Raw genomic sequence first — 21458 nt, forward strand, 5'->3', positions numbered from 1 at the left:
AGTCGAAGACATGTCAGGAAAAGGTCAACGGAACGCTGAGAGCACCGATTTCCGGCATGCGGGTCAGCCTGACCGGCCCGTTTACCTCAAAGCTGTTTGTTCTGACCAGGAGGCATTCCAGAGCCACAATAAGCTCCAGCCGAGCCAAAGTTGCCCCGAGACAGCCATGCACTCCACGGCCAAAAGCCAGAGAATCCTTTATATTCGGCCGATTGAGGATAAATTCGTCCGGCCTCTCAAAGACCTCTGGATCCCGGTTTGCCGCCGCGTAAACCAGGGCAATCGGCTCATCTTTCTTTATGTCACGCCCCCTAAGGCAAATATCCTTCGCAGGGGTGCGGGCAAAACCCCTGTAGGGCGTATAGAGCCTGAGGAATTCCTCGATGGCGGCCGGCACCAGGGACAAATCGTCCCTCAGCTTTTGTTGCAGATCAGGATGTTCTGACAGATGCACCGCAATTGAGCCGATCAGCACCGTCGGCGCGATTATGCCGACCACAAGAACCTGCCTGATAGTGCCGACAATCATCTCATCCGGAAGGGGCTCACCCTCCGCCCGTGCCGCCAAAAGCGCGCTTGTGGCATCGATGGCGGGATCCAGCGGGTTTTTCTTTCGGTCCAGAACAAGATTCCTGGCCATATCATACAACAGGGCGCTGGATTCCTTTGTTTCCTGCTCGTCATCCGACTGAACAGCAAAATTGTAGCGCCGGCCCACCTCTGCCAGGATTTCAATCTGCTCATCGGGCAGATTCATCCAGTGGGCAAAAGTCCGGATCGGCATGGGCGCAGAATATTCATTACAAATATCCCCGCCTCCCTGTTCCAGCATTCTATCGAGAAGATCGTTGCAGATGTCCCGGATCACCGGCTCAAACCGGGCAACCTGCTTCGCGGTAAGCAAAGGCGCCAGCGCCCGGCGATAGGGCGTATGTTCCGGAGGATCAAGATGCAACGGCGGTCGGCGACCGGTAAAGGCCACCTTGGGCACTACATTCTGTACAGAGGTAATAAAGTTGTCGGAATCAGACGCAGCATTTGCCACATCGTCATACCTGGTCAACGCCCAGAAACCGCCCCAGGCATCACTGTGGGCAACCGGGCACTGACTCCGCAAACGGTGATATTCCTCGTGCGGACTATCCAGGGTTTCAGGTTTTAATGGGTCAAAATCTTGCATGCGAGGGACCATATCGCCAAATGTAAGCGCTTGCAATATAAATCTGACTATTATGTTTCATTGTAATTTTTTGGGATTAGTGATACTCACGATTTTGTGGAACAGAGCAACATGAACCCAACCCTGGACGATGTGGCGGCACACGCTGGTGTGTCGACGGCAACTGTTTCACGTTTTTTCAACACCCCGGGTGTAGTTGCCGAGACCACCGCCAAACGCATCCGGGAAGCCGTTGCGGCGACCGGATACATCCCCAACATGCTGGCCGGCGGCCTTGCCAGCAACAAAAGCCGTCTGGTGGCTGTTCTTATCCCACAACTCGGGCCCTCCATCTTCAACGACACCATGGAAGCCATGGTCAATGAATTTTCCGCCTCCGGCTCGATTGTGATGCTGGGTCTCACCGAACTCGACACGGACCGCACCGATGACCTGATCATGGCTGCGCTCGGGCGGCGGGCCGAAGCCATCGTGATTACCGGCGATGTACGTGACAAAACCCGGGCCCTGCTGAGACGTAGCAAAACCAGCGTGATCGAAATCTGGGACCTGCCGGAGGACCCCATAGATGTGGCGATCGGATTTTCCCACTATGAAATCGGCAAGGATATCGCCCGTTTCCTCAGAGGCAGGGGTTATATTCGACCGCACTTTATCGCCACACGAGGCGCCCGGGCGCTCAGACGGCGGGACGGCTTCAAGGAAGAGTGGGAAGCCCAGGGCGGCGGCCTCCTGACGGAAGACAGCCTGGAACTGCCTCTGCGTTTTGGCAATGCCCGCAGCGCCTTTGCCAATATCCGTCGCCTGAACCCCCTGCCCGATGTGATTGTCTGCGGCTCCGACTGGCTGGCCCAGGGCCTGATCATTGAGGCCCAGGCCGCGGGCCTGAACGTGCCTGGCGATATTGCCGTAATCGGTTTCGGCAACAGTGCCCTGGCAGGTGAAATGAGGCCAACGATAACCTCCATCGATATTGACGGCGCCCGTATTGCCCGGGAGTCAATTGCCTTGCTCAGAAAACGGGAAAAGGGCGAGCCGGTCACTGAAAACCGCATCGATGTCGGTTTCCGCCTGATTGCCCGCGAAAGCGCCTGATCAGCGGCACGCAATGTTCTATTGCCTATTGAGTTTTAAGAAATTGCTAGGGGAGATACACACCCAATGGAAACCCCAATGTTGAAACTCCCTTAGAGAACCAGTGATATTCCTAAATTGAATTAGTTCAGACTTGATCAGGCAGTCGTTGCCGAACCAACAGTCCGCGAGCCGGTGACACCAGGTCACAGCGGCGAGCGGCTCCAGCCGGATCGACGGCAACAACTCGAAGCCAGGTCCCCGCAGTTCGAAACGGCTTTCCCCCCTGTTATTGATCTGGACCGGCCGTAAAATGAACAGAGCCCACATTTTCAATTGATGCTTCGAACCTGTCACCAGGCGTGATCGGTACCATAGGCCCCATAGCGCCGGTGAGAACGACATCTCCGGCCCTGAGACCATTGCCGAATCTGGCACAGGTATTTGCAAGCCACAGTGCTGCTTTGAACGGATGGCCGAGACAGGCGGCCCCCACCCCTTCCGACACGATTTCGCCGTTGCATTTCAGAACCATTGCAGAAGCGGCAAGATCAATGTCCTGCCAGTCATGCACCTGCCTGCCCAACACATAAAGACCGCTGGAGGCATTGTCCGCCACCGTATCCGACAGACGGATATTCCAGTTCATTATTCTACTGCCGACGATCTCAATGGCCGGAAGGATATAGTCAATTGCCCCGACAAGTTCTTCATAAGATATACCCTCGTGATCCAGGTCGGACTTGAGGACAAGCGCCAGTTCAGCTTCCGCCTTGGCCTGCTGCATTTCGGAACAGGGAATTTCCGATCCATCCGCATATTCCATATCGGCCATCAACACCCCAAAATCTGGCTGATCGACACCAAGCTGTATTTGCACCGCCTCCGACGTCAGGCCTATTTTCCGGCCGCACAGCCGGCGTCCCTCCTGAAGCCAGCGCTCTGTGACGATGGATTGTACCGCATAACCTGCTCCAATTGTCTCCCCGATCAGCTCACGCACCGGTGTACAATATTCTCCGGTCCTGTAAGCTTCGAGGATGAGGTCAGCTGCCTGCTTAAACTTTTCATTATTCATTGTCTGATTCCCAAACCTTACTCGAAAAATGTGAATGAACTTATATTTTAGCCACGCCTTCAGACAACTTGCGTCACACACTATATTCTCATAATGTAAGAACTGATAAAAGGAGCAGGAACACGTCATGTGCCGAATAAGTCTCTCCTTTTTGGTCCTTTATTCTACATGTCCACCAAAGGCTGATAGACCGGGTTTTTCTGCTGTGCGACAGCTTCCGCCTCTTGCCGGATGCGCGTCAAATATTCGGGATGAGTGAAGATCCAGAATTTTTCTTCGCCGATCGCGTCAAACACAATATCCGCCGCTTTTGCCGGATCCATCCCGGTCGCGGCAAGTCCCTGCCGCAACTGATCCTTCATGGCCTTGTGCGCTTCGTCTTCCATCGGTTTCTCCTTCTCCGGCCGGTTACGGTCCGCATCGGCAATCTGTGTCGTCACAGCACCCGGGCAGATAACCGAAACCCCAACCTGTGATCGGGCCAGCTCCAGCTCAAACTTCAAAGTTTCACTCAAACTGACGACAGCATGTTTGCTGGCAGAATAAATGGAAATGGCCGGAGAAGAGAGAAAGCCGGAGATTGACCCCGTGTTGACAATTCGGGCCGGAGTGCCCTGTGTCATCATGCGCGGCAGGAAGCTTCTGATGCCGTTGACGACACCGTACAGATTTACCCCCATCACCCAGTTCCAGTCCTTGAGATCCCGTTCCCAGCTCATGCCGCTGATCATCACCCCGGCATTGTTGAACAACAGGTCCACAGTACCAAAGCGGGTGAAGGCAAAATCCGCCAACGCCTCGATCTCATCAGGGTCAGAAACATCGGTGTGGCGTACCTCCACGGCAACATCACGGCTCGTAACCAGATCCTGCTTTAATTGTTCCAGTCCTGCCTGATCCACATCTGCCAGCACGAGGTTCATTCCCAGACTGGCGGCCTTTTCTGCCAACCCCCTGCCAATGCCGCTTGCAGCACCTGTGATTACAGCCAGCTTGCCATTAAAATCCTGCATTCATCCCTCCCTTAAAGGTTGCCACCCGCCTTCGTTCCGCTCTTTAATTCAGCATAGGCTCCTTGATGAAAGACCAGGACCGGAGAGTTACGGGTCTCATATTCCATTACTTTCCCCACAAAAATCACATGATCCCCGCCTTCATACTGAAATTTGGTTTCGCAGCGAAACAGGGCTGCATATTCAGGCAGTACGGGGTATCCCCTGTCGCAGGGCTTCCAGTCAATATCCCTGAACTTGTCGTCGCCGGGACGGGCAAACTGGTTGGAAATTTCCTCTTGATGTGCCGCCAGGATATGGACATTAAAGCCGCCCGATTTCTCATAGACCCGCATGGAAGCAGCAGATTTTGCCAGCGACCAGAGAACCAGAGGAGGATCCAGTGAAACAGAGTTAAAACTGCTTGCAGTAACGCCAACCGGTTTCCCCTCCTCAGTCGCGGTTGTCATAACAGTAACACCGGTCGCAAACTGGCCAAGTGCGTCACGAAATTCACGGGTGTCAGGCTGAGACATTTTTTTCTTTCTGGCTGGAAATACTGGAAGCGGCGCACCGACCGGCAATACGGCCGGAATAGACACAGTCCGCCAATGAAAGTCCGCTGATATAGCGATGCGACGACACCCCTTTTGCATTCTTCCCGGCGGCATAAAGTTTCGGGATGGGTTTGCCCTCCCCGTCAAGCGCCTGTCCGGTTGCCTCGTTTACGATAATACCCCCGAGCGAGATGGAGGGGCAAAGGTAACGCCGGTTGCCTATCGAAATATCGATTGCGTAAAACGGCGGTTTTATAATTCTGCCGGTAAAATCGGGATGCTTGGGGAATTTTGCTTCCTCTAACCCGTCTGCACTCCGGTTGTAATGACTGACTGCATCCGTGAGCCTGGCGGGATCCATACCGCACTTCCGGGCAAGTTCTTCAAGCGAGCCCGCCTTCCTGGAACTCAGAAACAGGCCCATTAACGCCGGGGCACCCTGCAGACGGAACAATTTCCCGCGCCCGGGCAATGCCTGAAACAACACCTGCCGACGCAAGGTCGCATCGAGAATGATATATGCCGCGCCGTCATGGTGACGAGCAATATGATGGCCGATGGTGCCGCCATAGCAATCCTCCGCGATAAAGCGTTCGCCTTTCCCATTGACGATGATGCCGGTCGCCATCGCGGCCGGTGGCTGGATAATCCGCCATGCGGAAATGTTATCCATGCACCCGACCATGGCACCCACAGTCTGACCGAGGCGTATCCCCGAACCGTCGCAGCCTATGCTTCCCAATGGAATCGCCCCGGAAAATTCCGGCGCATACTGCTGAACCATTTTGCGATTATGAATATATCCCCCTGCGGCGAGGATGGCGGCTTTTTTGATTTGTATGAATCTTGCCTTGCCGTCCCGTTCAGAGATGGCATTCGCCTGTTGCACCAGCTTTTCTGCAATCGCAGGGAACAGAAGCGTTGTTGACCTGGCAAACTTTCTGGCAATTCTGCTCAGTTTTCCGGCAGCTGGAGAAACTTTCGAAACCTGTCGTATCTTGATCCCCAGAATCTCGCCGTCTTCCGAAACGATAAACCGCTGGCCCTCGCTGTAGCTATAGAGCTTTAGCCCTTTCTCCAGTGCCGATTTAAAAAGCGAGTCAAAAAACCTGTGGCCCGTCAATCCAGTCCCGTAGGTACGGTGACCGCGCTGAGCCGGCTTGGCCCTGGCCGCATAAGCAGCCTGCGTTTCATTGCCGGAATGGTAGAGAAAATAGCCGCTGGCAGGATAGGATGTCTTTTTCGGTGACAAAGTACTGTTGAACCTTACCCCGTGCCCTGCAAGCCATTCAACGCTCTCTGAACTGGTCTTGCAAAAATCACGCAGCGTTCTGTCTTCTACTACATCATCGACCTCCAGCTTCAGGTATTTGTACATTTCCTCGGTAGTATCTTCGACCCCGGCTTCGCTCTGGAAAGGCGTGCCGCCGCCTGCATAATAGACGCCTCCGGACATTCTGGTGGCGCCACCTCCGCCGAACCGGTCGATGGCAATAACCGACGCGCCACCATCCATCGCCTCAAGGGCTGCACAGACGCCGGCGCCGCCGAGACCAACGACGATAACATCTGCGGTATCGTCCCAGTCGATTGACGCGCCGTCAGGCAAAACCAGAGGGGCCTCAACCCGCGAGTTCCAGTCAGGATCATCGGTATTCATAAAGGTGTCTCGATTGGTCTTTATACGATTGCAGGCGGCGATCACTGATCGCCGCCTGAATTAAAAAACTTAGAACTGATAGCTCGCCAGAACAGCCACTGTGCGGCCACGCGCCAGCTGAACTGAATAGGAACCGGCCGAGGCAACCACGTCGTTGGCAGCACCGATCACTTTTTCATTAGTCAGGTTCTTTCCAACAACGGCCAGGTTCCAGCCCTGATCGACATTACGGAGGCCAACACGCACATCAATTTTCTGCCATGCGCCCTGCCGCGTGTTTGGGTCCTTGTCGCCAATCACATCATAGGCCCCCGAGAAGGAAAGTATGGACTCTGCTGTGAGTTCAAAGCTGTTGCCGATTTCGCGGTTGTACCCCACCCGGATATTACCTGAATAGGTCGGTGCGAAAGGCGGCGCTTTGCCAGTCAAATCCTGCGCGCAGCCGATTTGCCCGGCTTGTTCAGCCTCGAAAGCTTGAAGCACGGTACAGCCCGCGTTAGCATAATCCCTGTATTCCGCATCCAGAAGTGCAAAGTTACCACCGATCTCGAAATTATCACTGGCCCGCCACAGCAGATCGGCTTCAATCCCCTGTGTGCGCAGTCCCCCAACATTATCAATTGTGACAAAGGCTGACGTTTCTGTGAACTGTGTAATCGACTGTTGCAGATCATCATAATCGCTGTAGAAGACAGCAAGATTGAAGGACAATGTTCTGTCAAACAGGTAGGACTTGAGGCCAGCCTCGTAGGACACAACAGTCTCCGGTTCAAAAGTATAACGCTCCGGAATACCTGTTAACTCCAGCGTATCAAAACCACCGGCCTTGAAGCCTTCACTGAACTTCGCATAAAGCGAAATATTGTCGTTGGCCTTATATTGCACCGAGAATGAGGGCAGAAGGTCATCATCTTCGACGGCACCGGAAGTTGTATGGTCGACAAAGCCCGTCAGGAAAGCAGCCACAGGCTGCAGTGCCGCCGGCAGCGGCGTTACCGTCAAACCGAAGGGATCATCCGACGTCGCATTGGTGGCGGACTGGGTACCGGTCTTTTTCGACTTGGTATAGCGCAGACCCACAGTGGCGGACAGCTTGTCATTGAAGGGATAGGTGATCGACCCGAAGGCCGAATAGGCCTTTTCATTCTGGTCATGTTGCAGGTCGCCAGCCAGTGGTGCAAAAGGCGCCAGAGCCGACAACGGTCCCCCGAGAAGAGCCGTGGCAAACGGAAAATTCAGCGTGGTGTCAACCCGGGTGTCGGAATCAAGATAGTAGGCGCCCATGATCCATTCGAGCTCGGAATCGAATTGCGACATAATCCGCAACTCAACCGTATCCTGTGTAAAGTCTTCAGTCGTGTTGAAGGCAAAAAATTCTGCTGACACGCTGTCCGTGTCCGCCGCCAGCAGGAAGTCATGCTGCGAACGGGCGGCCTGCAGGAAAATGCCAGGTCCCTCGGAGTTATCACGCTCGATCGTGAAGGCATACTCCTCTGCATTTATAGAGCCCTGTTCACCAGGAGATGACGCCCGGCGATAGTCCAGCTCGGCCTCTTCACCGACAGCAAGAGAATAACCACACGAGAAAGTCGTTGCAGCGGAGAACGGCGCAGGTGGCGGGCAGTTGAACAACTCCGTCGAGAAAGACCCTCTGGAGTCCTGATCGCCGACTTCTCCCTTGAAAGACGCCTGCCAGTTGTCTGAAAGTTGCAGCAGCGCGGTTCCCCGGAAGAAGACATCCTCGATATTGGGGTCGGTTTGTCCGGTGCCCAGATTCTGAACATAGCCCTCCAGGTTGGAGTAACGTCCAGCAAGACGAATGGCCAGCCTGTCTTCGACCAACGGTCCGCCTGCAGCCCCTTCAACCGTTGTTTCATTGCCTTCAAATTCATAGGCCGCCTGTAAATAACCGTCCCATTCTGCGAGGTCCGGCTTCCTGGTGGTTACGCTGAAAGCACCGCCGATAGCATTGTTGCCGAAATAAATAGTCTGTGGCCCGCGCAAAACCTCAATCTGTGCTATGTCGACAAGCGTTGACTGGGAATAGCGTGACCGGCCATGGTAGATGCCGTCAACAAAAGTCGCGACCGCCTGTTCAAAGCCGGAGTTGGATCCGGACCCCACACCACGCACGTAGATATTGTTGGCAACCGAGTCCTTGGAAACCATAACGTTCGGCAGATAACTCGCCAGAGATTCTGTGTCGGAAATTTGGCGGTCCTGCAAATCCTGCCCCCCAACCACCTGAATGGAGATCGGCACGTCCTGAATAGACTGATCGCGTTTTTGGGCCTTAACTATGATTTCTTCAATCTGCATAATCTCTTCCGCACTGACAGGCGTCGCAATGCCTGCCAAAACCGAGATAGCTACTGTCTGTAAAAGTACAGATTTGTTACGCTTCATTTCTACTCTCCCTGAGTAAGCGCCCCTCCCGGAGCGAACGTTTTACTATTGTTAGCCAATTTGATTTTCGAATTCTCAATAAAATCCTAAAATCGTGTCCCTATATTTTGTGTGATCTCAGTATTCACAAAATGCTCTTCGCATTCCACTCGCGTTAAACTCACATTTGGCAGAGGAAAGGACATAACCCACCTTCTCACACTGCCATATAGATGTTACCTATCCTATTGATTTTTAATATTTTTATGAGTAATCAACATATAATATTGCCTTACTTTCAAGCAGCGCCACAGAACCGATTTCGGGGCAGTCCATCGTTTCTATCGCGCCCGAATTTGTTCAACCACGGAGGCCACCGCCTTCTGGTGTTCCTCGGAAGTGTGACACACACCCTGAACGCTGGCGCAATAATCCAGAAAATCCGGAAGCCCCATGCGCTGCCCCGCACGTAAAAGCCTCTTTGAGACCCTCAGCGCATGACGTGGTTTGGCGGCGAATTGCCGTGCAAGCTCCTCACATCGTGACAAGAGGTCCTCTGCCGTACAGACTTCCATTACTATGCCGATCGCCTGCGCTTCTGCTGCATCGATAATTCGACCGGAAAAAATCAACTCGGCCGCCCGCTGCAGTCCTGCCACACGCGGCAGGAACCATGCCCCGCCATCACCCGGCACGATGCCCAGATTAACGAAGGTTTCCCCCAACTTGGCTTTGTCTGACGCAATCCGGATATCACACATACAGGTCAGGTCGAACCCGGCCCCGATGGCGGCCCCGTTAATCGCCGCAATTGTTGGTACTTCCACCTCATACATCGCCCGTGTCATGCGCTGGATTCCGAAGCGATAAGCTTCCTGAATTTCCGTTGGCGCACCGCCGAACATCCCTTTCTTTTCATGGATATCGTATATATTTCCACCCGATGAAAAGGCCGAACCTTTGCCGGTTAATACCAGTGTACCGACTTCGTTATTCCTATTGACCCATTCACAGACGGATATGATTTCATCCGCGAGTGCGGTTCCTGTCAGCGCATTACGCACATCGTCACGTTCGAAACGCAAAATGGCGACCCCGTCATTAAGTGTCAGGGCGGACTCCTCAAGTGTGGGAAGTTTTGTCATCGGTTGCCTCGTGAAGTTATTAAATCCCAAGCGCTATTGTCACTGTTTCCCAGGACATATTTTCCTATCCTTTGGGCCCAGTATCTGTTGTTGCCAAATTCGGCGCGCCACGCCCAAAGGCGCTGGGTATGACGATAAAGGCCGAATTCCTTCGTGATCCCGATCGCCCCATGGAGTTGATGAGAAATTCCGGCCACTACACCGGCAGCTTCATTGGCGCGCAGTTTTGCACAGGAAACTTCGAAACCGCCGTCCGATCTGTCGAGGGCGAGCGCCGCAGCGGCAGAGGCGCTCGCGACGGCAGCGGCTTCCTCGGCCAATAAGGCCAGCTGATGCTGTATTGCCTGGAACTTGCTTAGTTGCCGCCCGAACTGCTTGCGATCACGGGTATAATCGACCGTCTTTTCCAGACAGGCGAGAATAGCGCCCGAGATCTGGCTTGTGCGCATATAAGCGCCATATTTCATAAGCGTCTCGCCAGTCACAACGTCGTTGAGGTTCAGTGGACCGGAAGGGATTTCTTTCCCGGACTCATGAAGCAACCTGCGCGCAATCATGGTTTCGCCGACGGGCAAAGGGAGGGCATGGTATCCGCAAAGACGGAACACGATGGACGCCTCCTGCCATCCGCCGTCCATACCGCCAAGTTCTTCCGGCAGGAACAGGTTCAGAATACCCAGTTCCTCGACTAGTTCCCAGTTCTCAGCACTTTCAGGTTTGCCGGAAATGTCGCCAAACAGACGATTAACGCTGTTTTCCAGAATTTCAGTATACTCGTTCATCTCAGTCCAATTTCTCTTGCAATGATGCCGCGCAAGACTTCGCGTGTACCGCCACGTAGTGAAAAGATGGGGGAAAAAAGCAGAAGATACTCCATGACATCAACCAGATCCGACCCGGCTGGCTGTCCATCGTTCTGCTCGATCCCGGCTTGAACCATCAGTGGCAGAGCCTGCTCAAATGTCGTGCCAAGATCCTTGACGATTGCCGCTTCGATATCCGGTTTTTCCTTTGCGCCAACGCTTTCATAAACCGACAATGACATTTGGCGCAGATTCCAAAGCTTTGCGGTAAGTTCCCCAACGAGACTTTCAATCACCATATCGGCGCGCCCCTTATGCGCCTGGACAAGTTCCTCATAGAGGCGGTAACTGCTGAGATACCGCTCAGGGCCACTTCGCTCCAGGGCGAGTTCTTCGATGACCTGTTTCCAGCCATGTCCAGCTTCGCCGATCAGCATGTCATCAGGTACAAAGACATTGTCGAAATGAACCTCGCCAAAATGTCGTTCCGACTGATGATCTTCGATTGTCCGGCGCGTGACACCGGGTGCCTCAAGGTCGATAATAAGCTGGCTCATTCCATCGTGCCGGGTTTCCCGCGACCGGTCTGTGCGAACCAGCGCAATCATTTGATGGGCGTCACTAACATTGGTGGTCCAGAGCTTGGCCCCATTCACAACCCAGCCCCCGTCAACACGTTCCGCCGAGGTTTCGATGGCGGCAAGATCCGACCCCGCATTGGGCTCGCTCATCCCGATACAGAAGAAAATCTCGCCTTTTGTAATCCCCCGCAAAAAAGCCGTCTTTGCCGCCTCGGAACCGTAATTCTGGATGAGCGGTCCACTTTGCCGGTCGGCGATCCAGTGGGCACCCACCGGGGCGCCTGCCGCGAGCAGTTCTTCCATCACCACATAACGGTCAATGGCCGGGCGCTCTTGCCCCCCATATTCCCTGGGCCAGGTCATGCCGATCCATCCCTGCGCCCCCAGCCGACGGCTGAATTCGGGGTCACAGGCCGCCCAGGTTTTTGCGCGCGCGACCGGCGTTACCTCTGTCATCTCCCGGTCAAGGAAGGCCCGCACTTCGGCCCTCAAATCCTCGGCATGGGCTGGCATCAAAACCGGAGACAGCTTGAACTGATACACTGCAGTTATCCTTGCTGGTTGTTGAAATAGTGTGTCGTCACGCCACAGGGTTCTGCCGCAACGTGATTTTTTCACTTTAACGTCCCGTGAACTTGGGTTTTTCCTTACGCTGGAATGCTTCCAGGGCAATGCGATGGTCGTCGAGAAGCTGGGATACGTTTTCAAAAGCTGCCGCACGGTCAATGACCGCATTCGCTGTGACCTTCAGGCCCGCGTTGATTGCGGCCTTCGTCCACTTGATAGAATGAGATGCACCCCTGGAGAGCCGCTTTGCCATCTTGGAGACTTTTTCATCGAGTTCGCCCACTGGAACCGCCTCTGTAATCAGCCCTATGTCAGCGGCCTCGACCGCGCTGATGGCTTCACCCGTCAGGAGATATTTACGGGCACGAGCGTACCCGATCAGTTGCGGCCACATGACCGCCCCGCCATCCCCGGCAACGAGACCGATTGATACATGCGGGTCGGCAAATACTGAATGTTCACTGGCGTATACGAAGTCGCAGAAAAGCGCGAGCGAGCAGCCCAGACCGATGGCAGGTCCATCGACCTTGGCAATGATAGGTTTTTCAAGGTCCAGGATTGAGTTCTGGATTTTGCGGTCCCGCTTGATGCCGATACTCGTTTCAGCGGCATTTCCATGCATATCCAAAAGCCAGTTGAGATCGCCGCCGGCACAAAAGGCGCCGCCAGAACCGCTCAGCACGACGACATCCACGTTTTCATCAGCGTCCACGTCATAGAAAATTCTCGAAAACTCTTCATGCAATCCCTTGTTAATCGCATTTTTTGCTTCCGGGCGGTTTATGGTGATGGTCAGTATGCGACCTTCCTGCTCGATGGCAAGTTCCTTGTAACTATCGTAATTCATGATTTGTTTCCCTTGTTTTGTCTCTGGCTTTCCTGGCGCTGGCGGTCTGCAACCCCGAGGCGTTCAGACATTATTTTCTGGAGAATGAACTTTTGAATTTTGCCCGATGGAGTCATTGGAAACTCGTCAACAAACTCGACATACTCGGGCACTTTCCAGCGTGAAATGCGTTCGGCACACCATTGCAGGATATCTTCGCTGGAAAGTTCCGCTTCAGGTCTCAGCCGCACGACGGCACAGGCCACCTCGCCATATTTCTCGTCGGGCACACCGATAACGGCGACATCAGCAATCGCTGCGTGCTCTTTCATGTAATGCTCGATCTCCACCGGTGAGAGATTCTCGCCGCCGCGAATGATCATTTCCTTTTTACGCCCTGTGATGGAGACAAAGTCGTCTTCATCCATCCGTGCAAGATCGCCCGAGGCAATCCAGGCATCGCCCTCCGCCACCGGGGTGTCCGCGCTGCCATAGCCTGTCATCCGGCCCGGCCCCCTGTAAAAAAGTTGACCAAGTTCGCCACGCGGCACGACCTGTCCCTCCTCATCCCGGATTGACACCCCTACCCCGACCAGAGGCCGTCCACTGGTCTCAACCTTCTTCTCTTCCCTGTCGCTGTAAAGAGTTGTGGTGGTCACCCCGCAGGTTTCGGTTTGGCCATAGCAATTTATGACTTCCGCGTTGAAAATATCCTGACAGCGATGAAGAAGGTCGTGCGAGACCGGCGCACCACCGACAATAATGCTCTTCATCGCGGAAAAATCGCGACCGGCGATCGTTGGATCATCGAGCATGGTCAGCAGCATTGTGGGCACACCGATAAAGGCCGTGCAGTGCTCGTGCTCAAGGATGTCGAGCGTAACAGCTGGCTTGAAGATATAGAGCGGCAGAGCCGTTGCCCCGTTGAGGCAGGCGCCGGGCACGGAATTTCCGGATCCGCCGACATGAAAGAGCGGAAAGCCAAAGCACACCCGGCTATTTTCATTCAGCCGCCACTGAGAATAAGAGTTCCTGGCCGTGATCGTGATCGCCTTATGGGACAAGCGCACCGCTTTGGGCACACCGGTCGTGCCAGATGTATATTGAATCATGAATGTCTGGCCAGGGTCGATAGAAATCTTCGGCATCCCGCCTACTTCACGCTTAAGTAGATCGGCCCGGATACTCGAAAAAGAATGAGCATAACGCAGCGAGGGGGCTTCCTCGCGTACTTTGGCGATCGCCTCAGCCGGCGCATGGGCGCCGATCCTGTCGGCATAGAATATACCGGCAGCACCGGAATCCTGCAGCGCGAATTTTAACTCCCGGGGGCGGTACAACGGGTTCAGAGCCACGATGACCAGACCGGCTTTTGCGATGGCATATTCCAGCAGGATCCAGTCCGGATGGTTCGGACTCCAGACAGCGACCTTCTCTCCAGGCTTATATCCAAGTTCCAGAAGAACCGCAGCAAGTCGCTCTGCAGTCGCATCAAGATCTTTATAGGTCCACACTACATCGTCGATCAAAGGTTGGTGCCTGTAAACAACCGCATCACGATCACCCCACTTTTGACCGGCCCGGGCGATCGCGTCACCAACAGTCAAGTCAACGCAATGCTCCTGGCATTCTCCCATCGGGGTAAAGCATTCGGATGGTTGTGGGACACTCTTGTTCATTCTGCACTTCTCGTCGACATGCGGATGAATATGGTTTTGTGTGCATACTCGACCGCAATATAAGTATTGCCTCACCCTAATGCCGCACCATGCTCAGCTTAAACTCGTTTTCAATTCGCTGTGCGATAGAAGGGCGACACCAAATTCACGATGAAAAGGATGCGAGTTACAATTGAACCTGCCGGTTTGTAGGGTCAGAGCAAACCCGAGCTCGCACGGGGAAATCTACAGAAATTTAATTGCCCCGCGTGCCCCATATTCACAGGACAAAATAATGAACAACTCCTCAGAGAATGAACATATCCTGATGCTTCGTGAAACGCTGCAGCGTTTTATCGACAAAGAAATGCCCAGCGACCTCGTTCGTCGCTGGGACAAAGACAACCACTTTCCGGCAGAGGTGCACCGTAAACTGGCCGATCTGGGCCTGATGGGCCTGACAGTCCCGGAAGAATACGGCGGATCCGGCAGGGATATACGCGCGACAATCATGGCCATAGAAATGCTTTGCGGGCGCAGCATGGCCGTAGGCGGACCTTTTATTCAATCCACCTGCTACGCGGGCCTTAATCTTGTCGAAGTCGCCAGTGAACGTCAGAAAAAGGAACTTCTGCCGCGCGTCGTTGAGGACGGCATGATCTTCGCCTACGGCATCAGCGAGCCTGACGTGGGCGCCGACATCGCCGCAGTACGCACCACGGCCAGGCGCGAGGGAGACCAACTCATCATCAATGGTGCCAAGCGTTTTTGCTCAGGAGCAAAAATTTCAGAATATATATACACACTGGCCCGCACCGGACCAAAGGAGGATAAGTACAGGAATCTCTCCCTTATACTCGTGCCGACTACAGCAGAAGGTATAACATTTGAGGAGCAGGATGCGCTTGGCCTGAAGGGGACCGGCACCTACGACGTAACTTTCGCTGATGTTACGGTACCACAGAACCACATCATGGGAGAAGAAGCCGGCTGGAACAATGCCTGGAGCATGTTGTTGGGGCCAGGGCTGGATATTGAAAAAATCGAGGTTGCCGCAATGGCATTGGGCATCGCTTCTGCAGCCGTGGACGAAGCCTGGACCTATGCAGAGGAACGAGAGCAATTTGGCAAGCCGATTTCCACGTTTCAGTCCATCCGTCATATGTTGGCGGATGCGAAAGCCAAACTTCATGCCTGCCGCGCTGTGACATATGACGCTGCAGAGATGCTCGACCGCGGCGAAGCGGCATCACTTGAAACCTCGATGACCAAACTTTTTGTCTGCGAGACCGCAAAAGAAATTGTGCTGTCCTGTCAACAGGTGTTGGGCGCTTATGGATATATAAAGGAGTTCAACATGGAACGTCACGTCCGGGATATCCTGGCCATGCCGATCCTGGGTGGATCTTCCGCAATCCAGAAGAATAACATCTGCAACATGCTGAAACTGAAGAAGTGATCCCGGTCCTGCTTAATCGACTTATTCAAGACCGTCGACAAGCATGAGCTCAGTGACAACTTTACTCTTTTGGCGCAGTTCGATCATGGGAGCATAATCAGGGTCGTTATACCAGTTCAGAACGGACTGTCTGTCCGGAAACTCGATCATCACCACCGCGTGGGCCGTAGGAGCAGAACCTTCTACAGTTTCCGGGTTTCCACCTTTAACGAGATAACGCCCTCCATGTTTAGCGACTAACGGTTCGGTAACATTTCTGTATTCGCGGTACCAGTCCCAGTCTTTTACTATCAATGATCCGATTATATATGCTGACATGTCTCACCCTTTCTTTTTAATATACTGATTATCAGGTGGTATGCTCACTATGAACTCGCCTATGGCCCTTGATCTCTCCTGACATCAGAGCGATAAATGGCGAATACAGGAAACATGGCCCGGACCTTTGCTGAAAAATCCGGACGAAAGCAAAATAACAAACAGCCACAGATGGGAGGCAAGTGATGATAGAAAATGACGAGAGCGAGTTTTCCCGCCGGAAGATGCCCAAGCAGGAGCGTGCACTTGCCACGGCCGAAGCAATTACTCAAGCGACGCAACAGCTCATCATCAAAGAGGGATACGAGAATGCCACAACGAACCGAATTGCCAAAGCTGCCGGTGTCAGTGTGGGCTCTCTCTACCAGTATTTCCCGAACAAGCAGGCGATCATCAAAACGTTGATACAAGAGACCGTGAACGACGCGGCCGCTCAGATACGCAATCAATTGCGTGATCTGATGGAAGTGCCACTGGAGTCGGCGTTGCATCAGATCATTGCACTGCTTTTCCAGATTTATAAGGAGAACGCGTTTATTCTTATCCAGATCATCGAATATGTGCCGGAGATGAAGGACTTCACCAAGAATATCAAACTGGATATATACACCTACTCAACCAACCTGGCTTTTCTCGAACAGCATCAGGATGAAATAACCGTCACCGACTATCCGACCGCTCTTCTCCTCATTGTGCGTTCCACAGTCCATAATATCGAATGTTTTTTGACTGAAAGCACGACCGATATGACCGAAGAGCAACTGGTGAACGAACTGACACGAATGGCGGTCAATTATCTCACCAAATAGTGTGTTTCGTAACCGGTCTATTTGCCTGATATCTTTTGTTGTATCGTTTCAAGTCGACCGAGTACGAAATCGGATCCAAGGAGTTCATGAAAAACCCGGGCCTCTTCAGCAATGGTCGCCTGAACCGGTTCCTGTGTCGTCATTTTTGCCAGTTGCTTTGTCTGCATGACGGCATCAGGAGAAAGCTTCACAAGCCCCTTTAATACATCCGCAACATAATCCTGTAGCCGGGCGGAAGGCACGAGTTCGTTAAATATCCCCCATTCCAGTGCCTGCTCCGCACTGCACCCGCCCTCACGGAGAAAAAGCGACATCGCCTTTTTGTACCCAAGGAGACGGGGCAGGAAATAGGTGGATGCGAATTCAGGAACCAGGCCCATTTTGATAAATGGAAAGATAATCCTGCAGTCAGGGACCGCATAGACGAGGTCACAATGCAGCAGCAGTGTTGCCCCGATACCTACAGCATCACCATTGACTGCAGCCACTACCGGCTTTGGAAAGCGTGAGAGCGTCTGCATGAAGCTGTATGAAGGTTTTTCATCATAAGCCAGATCAAGCCCCCTGGAAAACCCGCCGACATCGTGACCGGCAGTAAATATAGATCCACTGGCTGTAAAGAGTACAGCGCGTATCTCATCTTCAGCTTCCGCCATCCTGAGCGCTTCGGTGATCGCATCATACATGTCGTAAGTTATTGAGTTGCGTTTCTTTTCACGATCAAGTCTGACGGTCAGCACATTGTCCGATACGCCCAGTTCGAGACCCGTGACAGGTTCTTTTTTGTTTTCCATAGAGAAGTCCGTCATTTTTTCCTCATTGACTCAAGGAGGTCCTTCACCCGGCCTCAATCCTGCTTACTAGGATGAAATATGGAACCCTCCATCAATGCCGATATGCTGACCAGTAATGTAGGAAGCCGCATCGGACAGCAGAAAACATGTGGCGGGCGCGATATCCTCAGGGGTGGAAAATCGATTTAGCGGGATCGACTGGAGATATTTATCGCGGTATTTTTCCTGCCGGATCGTCTCCGTCATGACTGTTTCAACCAAACCATAACAGGCGCTGTTTACATTGATATTGTAGCGCCCCCACTCTCGCGCGGCGCTCATCGTCAAGCCCAGAACACCGGCTTTTGCGGCGCCGTAGTTGATCTGCCCAATGGTTCCGCGCCGTCCGGCAACAGATGAAATATTTACGATAGAACCAGGATTGGCACTGCCTTTCTTTGCCATCTCGACCATATGGCGCCCAACAGCTTGCATACAGAGAAAAGCTCCTGTCAGGTTTACGTCAATTACCGCTTGCCATTGTTCAATGCTCATATCCATGATCATTTCAGCGCGAACAATTCCTGCGTTGTTCACCAACCCGTTAACATCTCCAAAAGAGTTTACTGTTCCCTCGACAACGCTGGAAACAAAACTCTGGTCTGTAATGTCACCTGGGAATACCTTGACCAAATCAGGGGCATATTCGCCAAAACTAGTTTCAAGGGCCGCTTCGTTAACATCGACTGCAGCGAGGCGTGCCCCCATCAGGATTGCCTGATCGGCCAGTGCCTTGCCAATTCCCTGGGCAGCCCCGGTAACGATGACGACCTTGTTTTCAAGCGATGCTGGATTTTTCATGATGGAACTCTTTTTGTTTTGTGAAGGAATAAAACGTTCAGCTGCCGAACAGACCAAACACTGAAATGCTGCACACATTGAAATTTGGAAAACCACCCAGGTTATGGGTAAGTGCTTTACCGGGGCGGTTTAGCTGACGGTCTCCGGCGCGATTCAGCAACTGATTGTAGCACTCGTAAACCATGCGAAGTCCTGAGGCGCCGATCGGATGACCGAAACACTTCAATCCGCCATCGATGTTGCTGGAGACTTCCCCGCCGGCATCGAATTTGCCGGCCAGAACGTCGCGATATCCTTCGCCCGGCTTTGATAAACCCAGATCTTCCATGGTCACCAGCTCCGTGATCGAGAAACAATCATGCACCTCGACAAGGTCAAGCTCGGTCAGAGGGTCCTTTATACCAGCTTCTTTGTAAGCTCTTTGGGAGGCGACACGCGTGGTAAGTGCGTAGCTGCCGTCCCATGAATTATGAGACATTTCAGCCCCGTTGCTGACAGCTACCTGTACCGATTTAACACTAACAAGATCGCCGGTCCGTCCAAGCTTCCGGGCCATTTCCGGTGACGTAACGATGGCGCAGGCCGACCCGTCACTCACACCGCAGCAATCAAAGAGGCCCAGGGGATAGGCCACCATAGGCGCATTGAGGATTGCTTCCTTAGACAGGCGACGGCGCAAATGGGCCTTCGGGTTTTTTGAACCATTCTCGTGGCTCTTCCACGAGACATGGGCCATTGCTTCCTTTAGTGTATCGATATCGACATTGTGGCGTTCTGTGTAGGCGCTGGCGAACTGGGCGAATGATCCCGGTGCCGTTGCGCTTGGTTGCCACAATTCATTGAAGGTGCCCTTGCTGCGTTCTGGCAGGCCGGCATATCCAGTGTCCTTCAGTTTTTCGACGCCAATCGCCATCGCTATATCGACCGCGCCCGATGCAACGGCGTAAACCGCTCCGCGCAGGGCTTCCGACCCGGTCGCACAAAGATTTTCCACCCTTGTCACTGGAATGTTTGGCAAGCGCAGTGTTTGCGAAAGCGACAGACCAGATTTACCGAGGTTCTGCTCTTCCATTGCAACCCCGAACCAGCTGGCCTCAACCTGATCCCGATCGATGCCGGCGTCAGCGATCGCTTCCTTAAATGCTTCCGCGAGCAGATCTTCGGCGCTGCAATCCCACCGTTCGCCAAAACGCGAACACCCCATACCCAAAATAACAACTTTGTCTTTGATACCTTCAGCCATGTGTCACGCCTTTACAATATTTGTCGGGGCCGCTTTCCAGAAATAGCGGCAGAAATTGCGCTTTGGGTCTTTGTCCTTGATACGGAAGACAAAGCGAACAGGTTGACCGACCTTTAATTCCCCTGGTTCGAAGTCGGTGAACTCCATCATGATGACGCCGCCGTCTTCGAAGGCGACATTGCCATACATCAAAGGAGGATTGGCAGAGATGGCAAGCCAGTCTTCAGTGAACGACTTGACCTTTCCTGTTTTATTTTGGAACGGATGCTCGACCAGGGTGTCGAAGCTCCGGCATTCAGGATTGACGCAGGCCTGCCCCTTGGGAAACTGCCTTGTTCCGCATTCTGTACATTCCCCGCCGATGAAACTCGTGACGGTTTTACGGTGGCGGTTAAAGGCTGACAGGGAGGTGCGATTGTCGCGCTCTGCCCGAACGCCCCAATCCATATCAAGCTGATCGTTAAATGATAGAAAACGATTGTAATTGTGATCCACGGAACCGTTTTCCAGTTGGGCACTGATCGGTTTGGGGGGCGTCCACTGTGTAATTGCGTCGGTCGTTTCAAAAAGTATACACTGTGCGCCCTGTGCGACATTAACCAGGAGTATTCGTTCATTCGGGCCAGCCTGCTCGATCGCATGGCTCAGCAGCAGAAGTGCATGGGCGGTGCCGATGTTGCCGCAATCGGAATCAAGTGTATCGGTTAGCCGGTCCTCTGGAATTCCGCAGGCCGTGGCGATCTGGCGCGCTATAGCGGGCTTCACACCGGCAATGGCGAACCGATGCACGTCGCAACCGTCATAACCGGCTTTGGCCAATAGCTTGCTGATCGCAGGCAAAGCGATCTTCACCTGTCCTTCATCCCGCACCCACCGTTCTTCCTGAATGTAATCAAAATCAGCTCCGGAAGATCGATAATGGTCGACAAAATCTTCTACCGTGGTGTGATCCGCTATCAAGCGGGCAATTATGTTTTCGCTGCCAGTTGTAACAGCCGCGGCACCATGGCCCAACGCCATTTCCAAAGGCGAGCCCGGCTTTGCCGCCCGCTTGTCGGCCGCAGCGATCAATGTTGGACGGTCATTACACAGAGCGTCGATCAGGGCCGTGACCCCCGCACCAAGAAAACCGGAAAAATCCGCGCAGCGAATATCTGAGGGCATGGCAACTGCTTCGCTCAAAAGCACCGAATTCGCGCGATCTTTGAAAGGAGAGGTCGTGCTGGCAAAATGAACTGTTGTTGCCTCAAAGCCTTTGGCTCCGGAAAGACAGGTACGGCTGGCTTCTACTGCCATCGTCAGGCTGTCTTCATCAGGTGTGCAGGAAGTGCGGTGCCCTTTACCCTGAGAGACTAGCGCAGGGTTTGCCCATTTGTTTGCGTCGGCGATTGCTTTGCGCGCCAGCCGCAATCTGGGAAGATAAGCCGCGATAGAAGTAATACCTATTTCCGACATTCGTTACTCCACAGGTTTCTTGTTTGTCAGCTCT

At 53.4% G+C, this 21458-nt stretch carries 19 protein-coding genes; 3 read left to right on the top strand and 16 right to left on the bottom strand.

All coding sequences use genetic code 11. The annotated features are described in order from the left end of the window. Positions 1-13: 13 nt before the first annotated feature. Entirely contained in the window at positions 14-1180 is a 1167-nt protein-coding gene (locus ACORNT_RS00475; protein WP_321393813.1) for a cytochrome P450, read from the bottom strand. Between the two features lie 111 nt (positions 1181-1291). Between ACORNT_RS00475 and ACORNT_RS00480 the strand changes: the two genes are divergently transcribed. Continuing rightward, entirely contained in the window at positions 1292-2275 is a 984-nt protein-coding gene (locus tag ACORNT_RS00480) for a LacI family DNA-binding transcriptional regulator (protein ID WP_321393815.1), read from the top strand. 268 nt (positions 2276-2543) lie between these two features. Here the strand turns inward: ACORNT_RS00480 and ACORNT_RS00485 are convergent, their stop codons facing one another. From ACORNT_RS00485 to ACORNT_RS00530, 10 genes are all read right to left on the bottom strand, one after another. Continuing rightward, positions 2544-3332, bottom strand: a complete 789-nt coding sequence (locus tag ACORNT_RS00485; RefSeq protein ID WP_321393818.1) for a 2-keto-4-pentenoate hydratase — start codon at positions 3330-3332, stop codon at positions 2544-2546. Between the two features lie 164 nt (positions 3333-3496). Continuing rightward, the gene (locus tag ACORNT_RS00490; protein WP_321393821.1) at positions 3497-4345 is read right to left on the bottom strand and encodes an SDR family NAD(P)-dependent oxidoreductase; all 849 of its coding nucleotides are present in this window, start codon (positions 4343-4345) and stop codon (positions 3497-3499) included. Between the two features lie 11 nt (positions 4346-4356). Further along, positions 4357-4860: a flavin reductase family protein gene (locus ACORNT_RS00495; protein WP_321393824.1), complete on the bottom strand. Its 504-nt coding sequence runs from the start codon at positions 4858-4860 to the stop codon at positions 4357-4359. Next, positions 4847-6541: an FAD-binding protein gene (locus tag ACORNT_RS00500; protein ID WP_321393828.1), complete on the bottom strand. Its 1695-nt coding sequence runs from the start codon at positions 6539-6541 to the stop codon at positions 4847-4849. The genes ACORNT_RS00495 and ACORNT_RS00500 overlap by 14 nt, the downstream gene beginning before the upstream one ends. Positions 6542-6610: 69 nt before the next feature. Continuing rightward, a complete protein-coding gene (locus ACORNT_RS00505) occupies positions 6611-8947 on the bottom strand; it encodes a TonB-dependent receptor (protein WP_321393831.1) in 2337 nt (778 codons plus the stop codon). A gap of 320 nt (positions 8948-9267) precedes the next feature. Next, complete coding sequence (locus tag ACORNT_RS00510) at positions 9268-10071, bottom strand: enoyl-CoA hydratase-related protein (protein ID WP_321393834.1); 804 nt, start codon at positions 10069-10071, stop codon at positions 9268-9270. Next, positions 10068-10853, bottom strand: coding sequence for an acyl-CoA dehydrogenase family protein (locus ACORNT_RS00515; protein ID WP_321393836.1), 786 nt, complete (start codon positions 10851-10853; stop codon positions 10068-10070). Before ACORNT_RS00515 ends, ACORNT_RS00510 begins: the two co-directional genes overlap by 4 nt. Then, the gene (locus tag ACORNT_RS00520; protein ID WP_321393839.1) at positions 10850-11998 is read right to left on the bottom strand and encodes an acyl-CoA dehydrogenase family protein; all 1149 of its coding nucleotides are present in this window, start codon (positions 11996-11998) and stop codon (positions 10850-10852) included. The genes ACORNT_RS00515 and ACORNT_RS00520 overlap by 4 nt, the downstream gene beginning before the upstream one ends. A 76-nt stretch (positions 11999-12074) precedes the next feature. Further along, positions 12075-12869 carry an enoyl-CoA hydratase/isomerase family protein gene (locus ACORNT_RS00525; RefSeq protein WP_321393842.1) on the bottom strand — a complete coding sequence of 265 codons (795 nt, stop codon included), beginning with the start codon at positions 12867-12869 and terminating at the stop codon, positions 12075-12077. Then, positions 12866-14527 (bottom strand): class I adenylate-forming enzyme family protein, encoded by a 1662-nt coding sequence (locus ACORNT_RS00530; protein WP_321393844.1) that lies wholly within the window; start codon positions 14525-14527, stop codon positions 12866-12868. Before ACORNT_RS00530 ends, ACORNT_RS00525 begins: the two co-directional genes overlap by 4 nt. 274 nt (positions 14528-14801) lie before the next feature. Between ACORNT_RS00530 and ACORNT_RS00535 the strand changes: the two genes are divergently transcribed. Further along, entirely contained in the window at positions 14802-15965 is a 1164-nt protein-coding gene (locus tag ACORNT_RS00535) for an acyl-CoA dehydrogenase family protein (protein WP_321393845.1), read from the top strand. Positions 15966-15986: 21 nt separating this feature from the next. On the opposite strand, the gene ACORNT_RS00540 is transcribed toward ACORNT_RS00535, so the two are convergent. Further along, positions 15987-16283 carry a DUF1330 domain-containing protein gene (locus tag ACORNT_RS00540; RefSeq protein ID WP_321393848.1) on the bottom strand — a complete coding sequence of 99 codons (297 nt, stop codon included), beginning with the start codon at positions 16281-16283 and terminating at the stop codon, positions 15987-15989. Positions 16284-16468: 185 nt separating this feature from the next. Here ACORNT_RS00540 and ACORNT_RS00545 point away from each other — a divergent pair, with 185 nt between their 5' ends. After that, positions 16469-17092: a TetR/AcrR family transcriptional regulator gene (locus tag ACORNT_RS00545; RefSeq protein ID WP_321393852.1), complete on the top strand. Its 624-nt coding sequence runs from the start codon at positions 16469-16471 to the stop codon at positions 17090-17092. A gap of 17 nt (positions 17093-17109) precedes the next feature. Here the strand turns inward: ACORNT_RS00545 and ACORNT_RS00550 are convergent, their stop codons facing one another. The 4 genes from ACORNT_RS00550 to ACORNT_RS00565 form a co-directional block, all read right to left on the bottom strand. Then, positions 17110-17886 carry an enoyl-CoA hydratase/isomerase family protein gene (locus ACORNT_RS00550; protein WP_321393856.1) on the bottom strand — a complete coding sequence of 259 codons (777 nt, stop codon included), beginning with the start codon at positions 17884-17886 and terminating at the stop codon, positions 17110-17112. Positions 17887-17952: 66 nt separating this feature from the next. Beyond that, positions 17953-18726, bottom strand: coding sequence for an SDR family NAD(P)-dependent oxidoreductase (locus ACORNT_RS00555; RefSeq protein ID WP_321393859.1), 774 nt, complete (start codon positions 18724-18726; stop codon positions 17953-17955). A 37-nt stretch (positions 18727-18763) separates the two neighbouring features. Beyond that, positions 18764-19969: an acetyl-CoA acetyltransferase gene (locus ACORNT_RS00560; protein WP_321393862.1), complete on the bottom strand. Its 1206-nt coding sequence runs from the start codon at positions 19967-19969 to the stop codon at positions 18764-18766. Between the two features lie 3 nt (positions 19970-19972). Next, the gene (locus ACORNT_RS00565) at positions 19973-21424 is read right to left on the bottom strand and encodes a 3-oxoacyl-[acyl-carrier-protein] synthase III C-terminal domain-containing protein (RefSeq protein WP_321393866.1); all 1452 of its coding nucleotides are present in this window, start codon (positions 21422-21424) and stop codon (positions 19973-19975) included. Positions 21425-21458 lie beyond the last annotated feature (34 nt).

The sequence above is a fragment of the Emcibacter sp. genome, assembly GCF_963675455.1.
In the GTDB taxonomy this organism is placed as follows: Bacteria; Pseudomonadota; Alphaproteobacteria; order Sphingomonadales; family Emcibacteraceae; genus Emcibacter.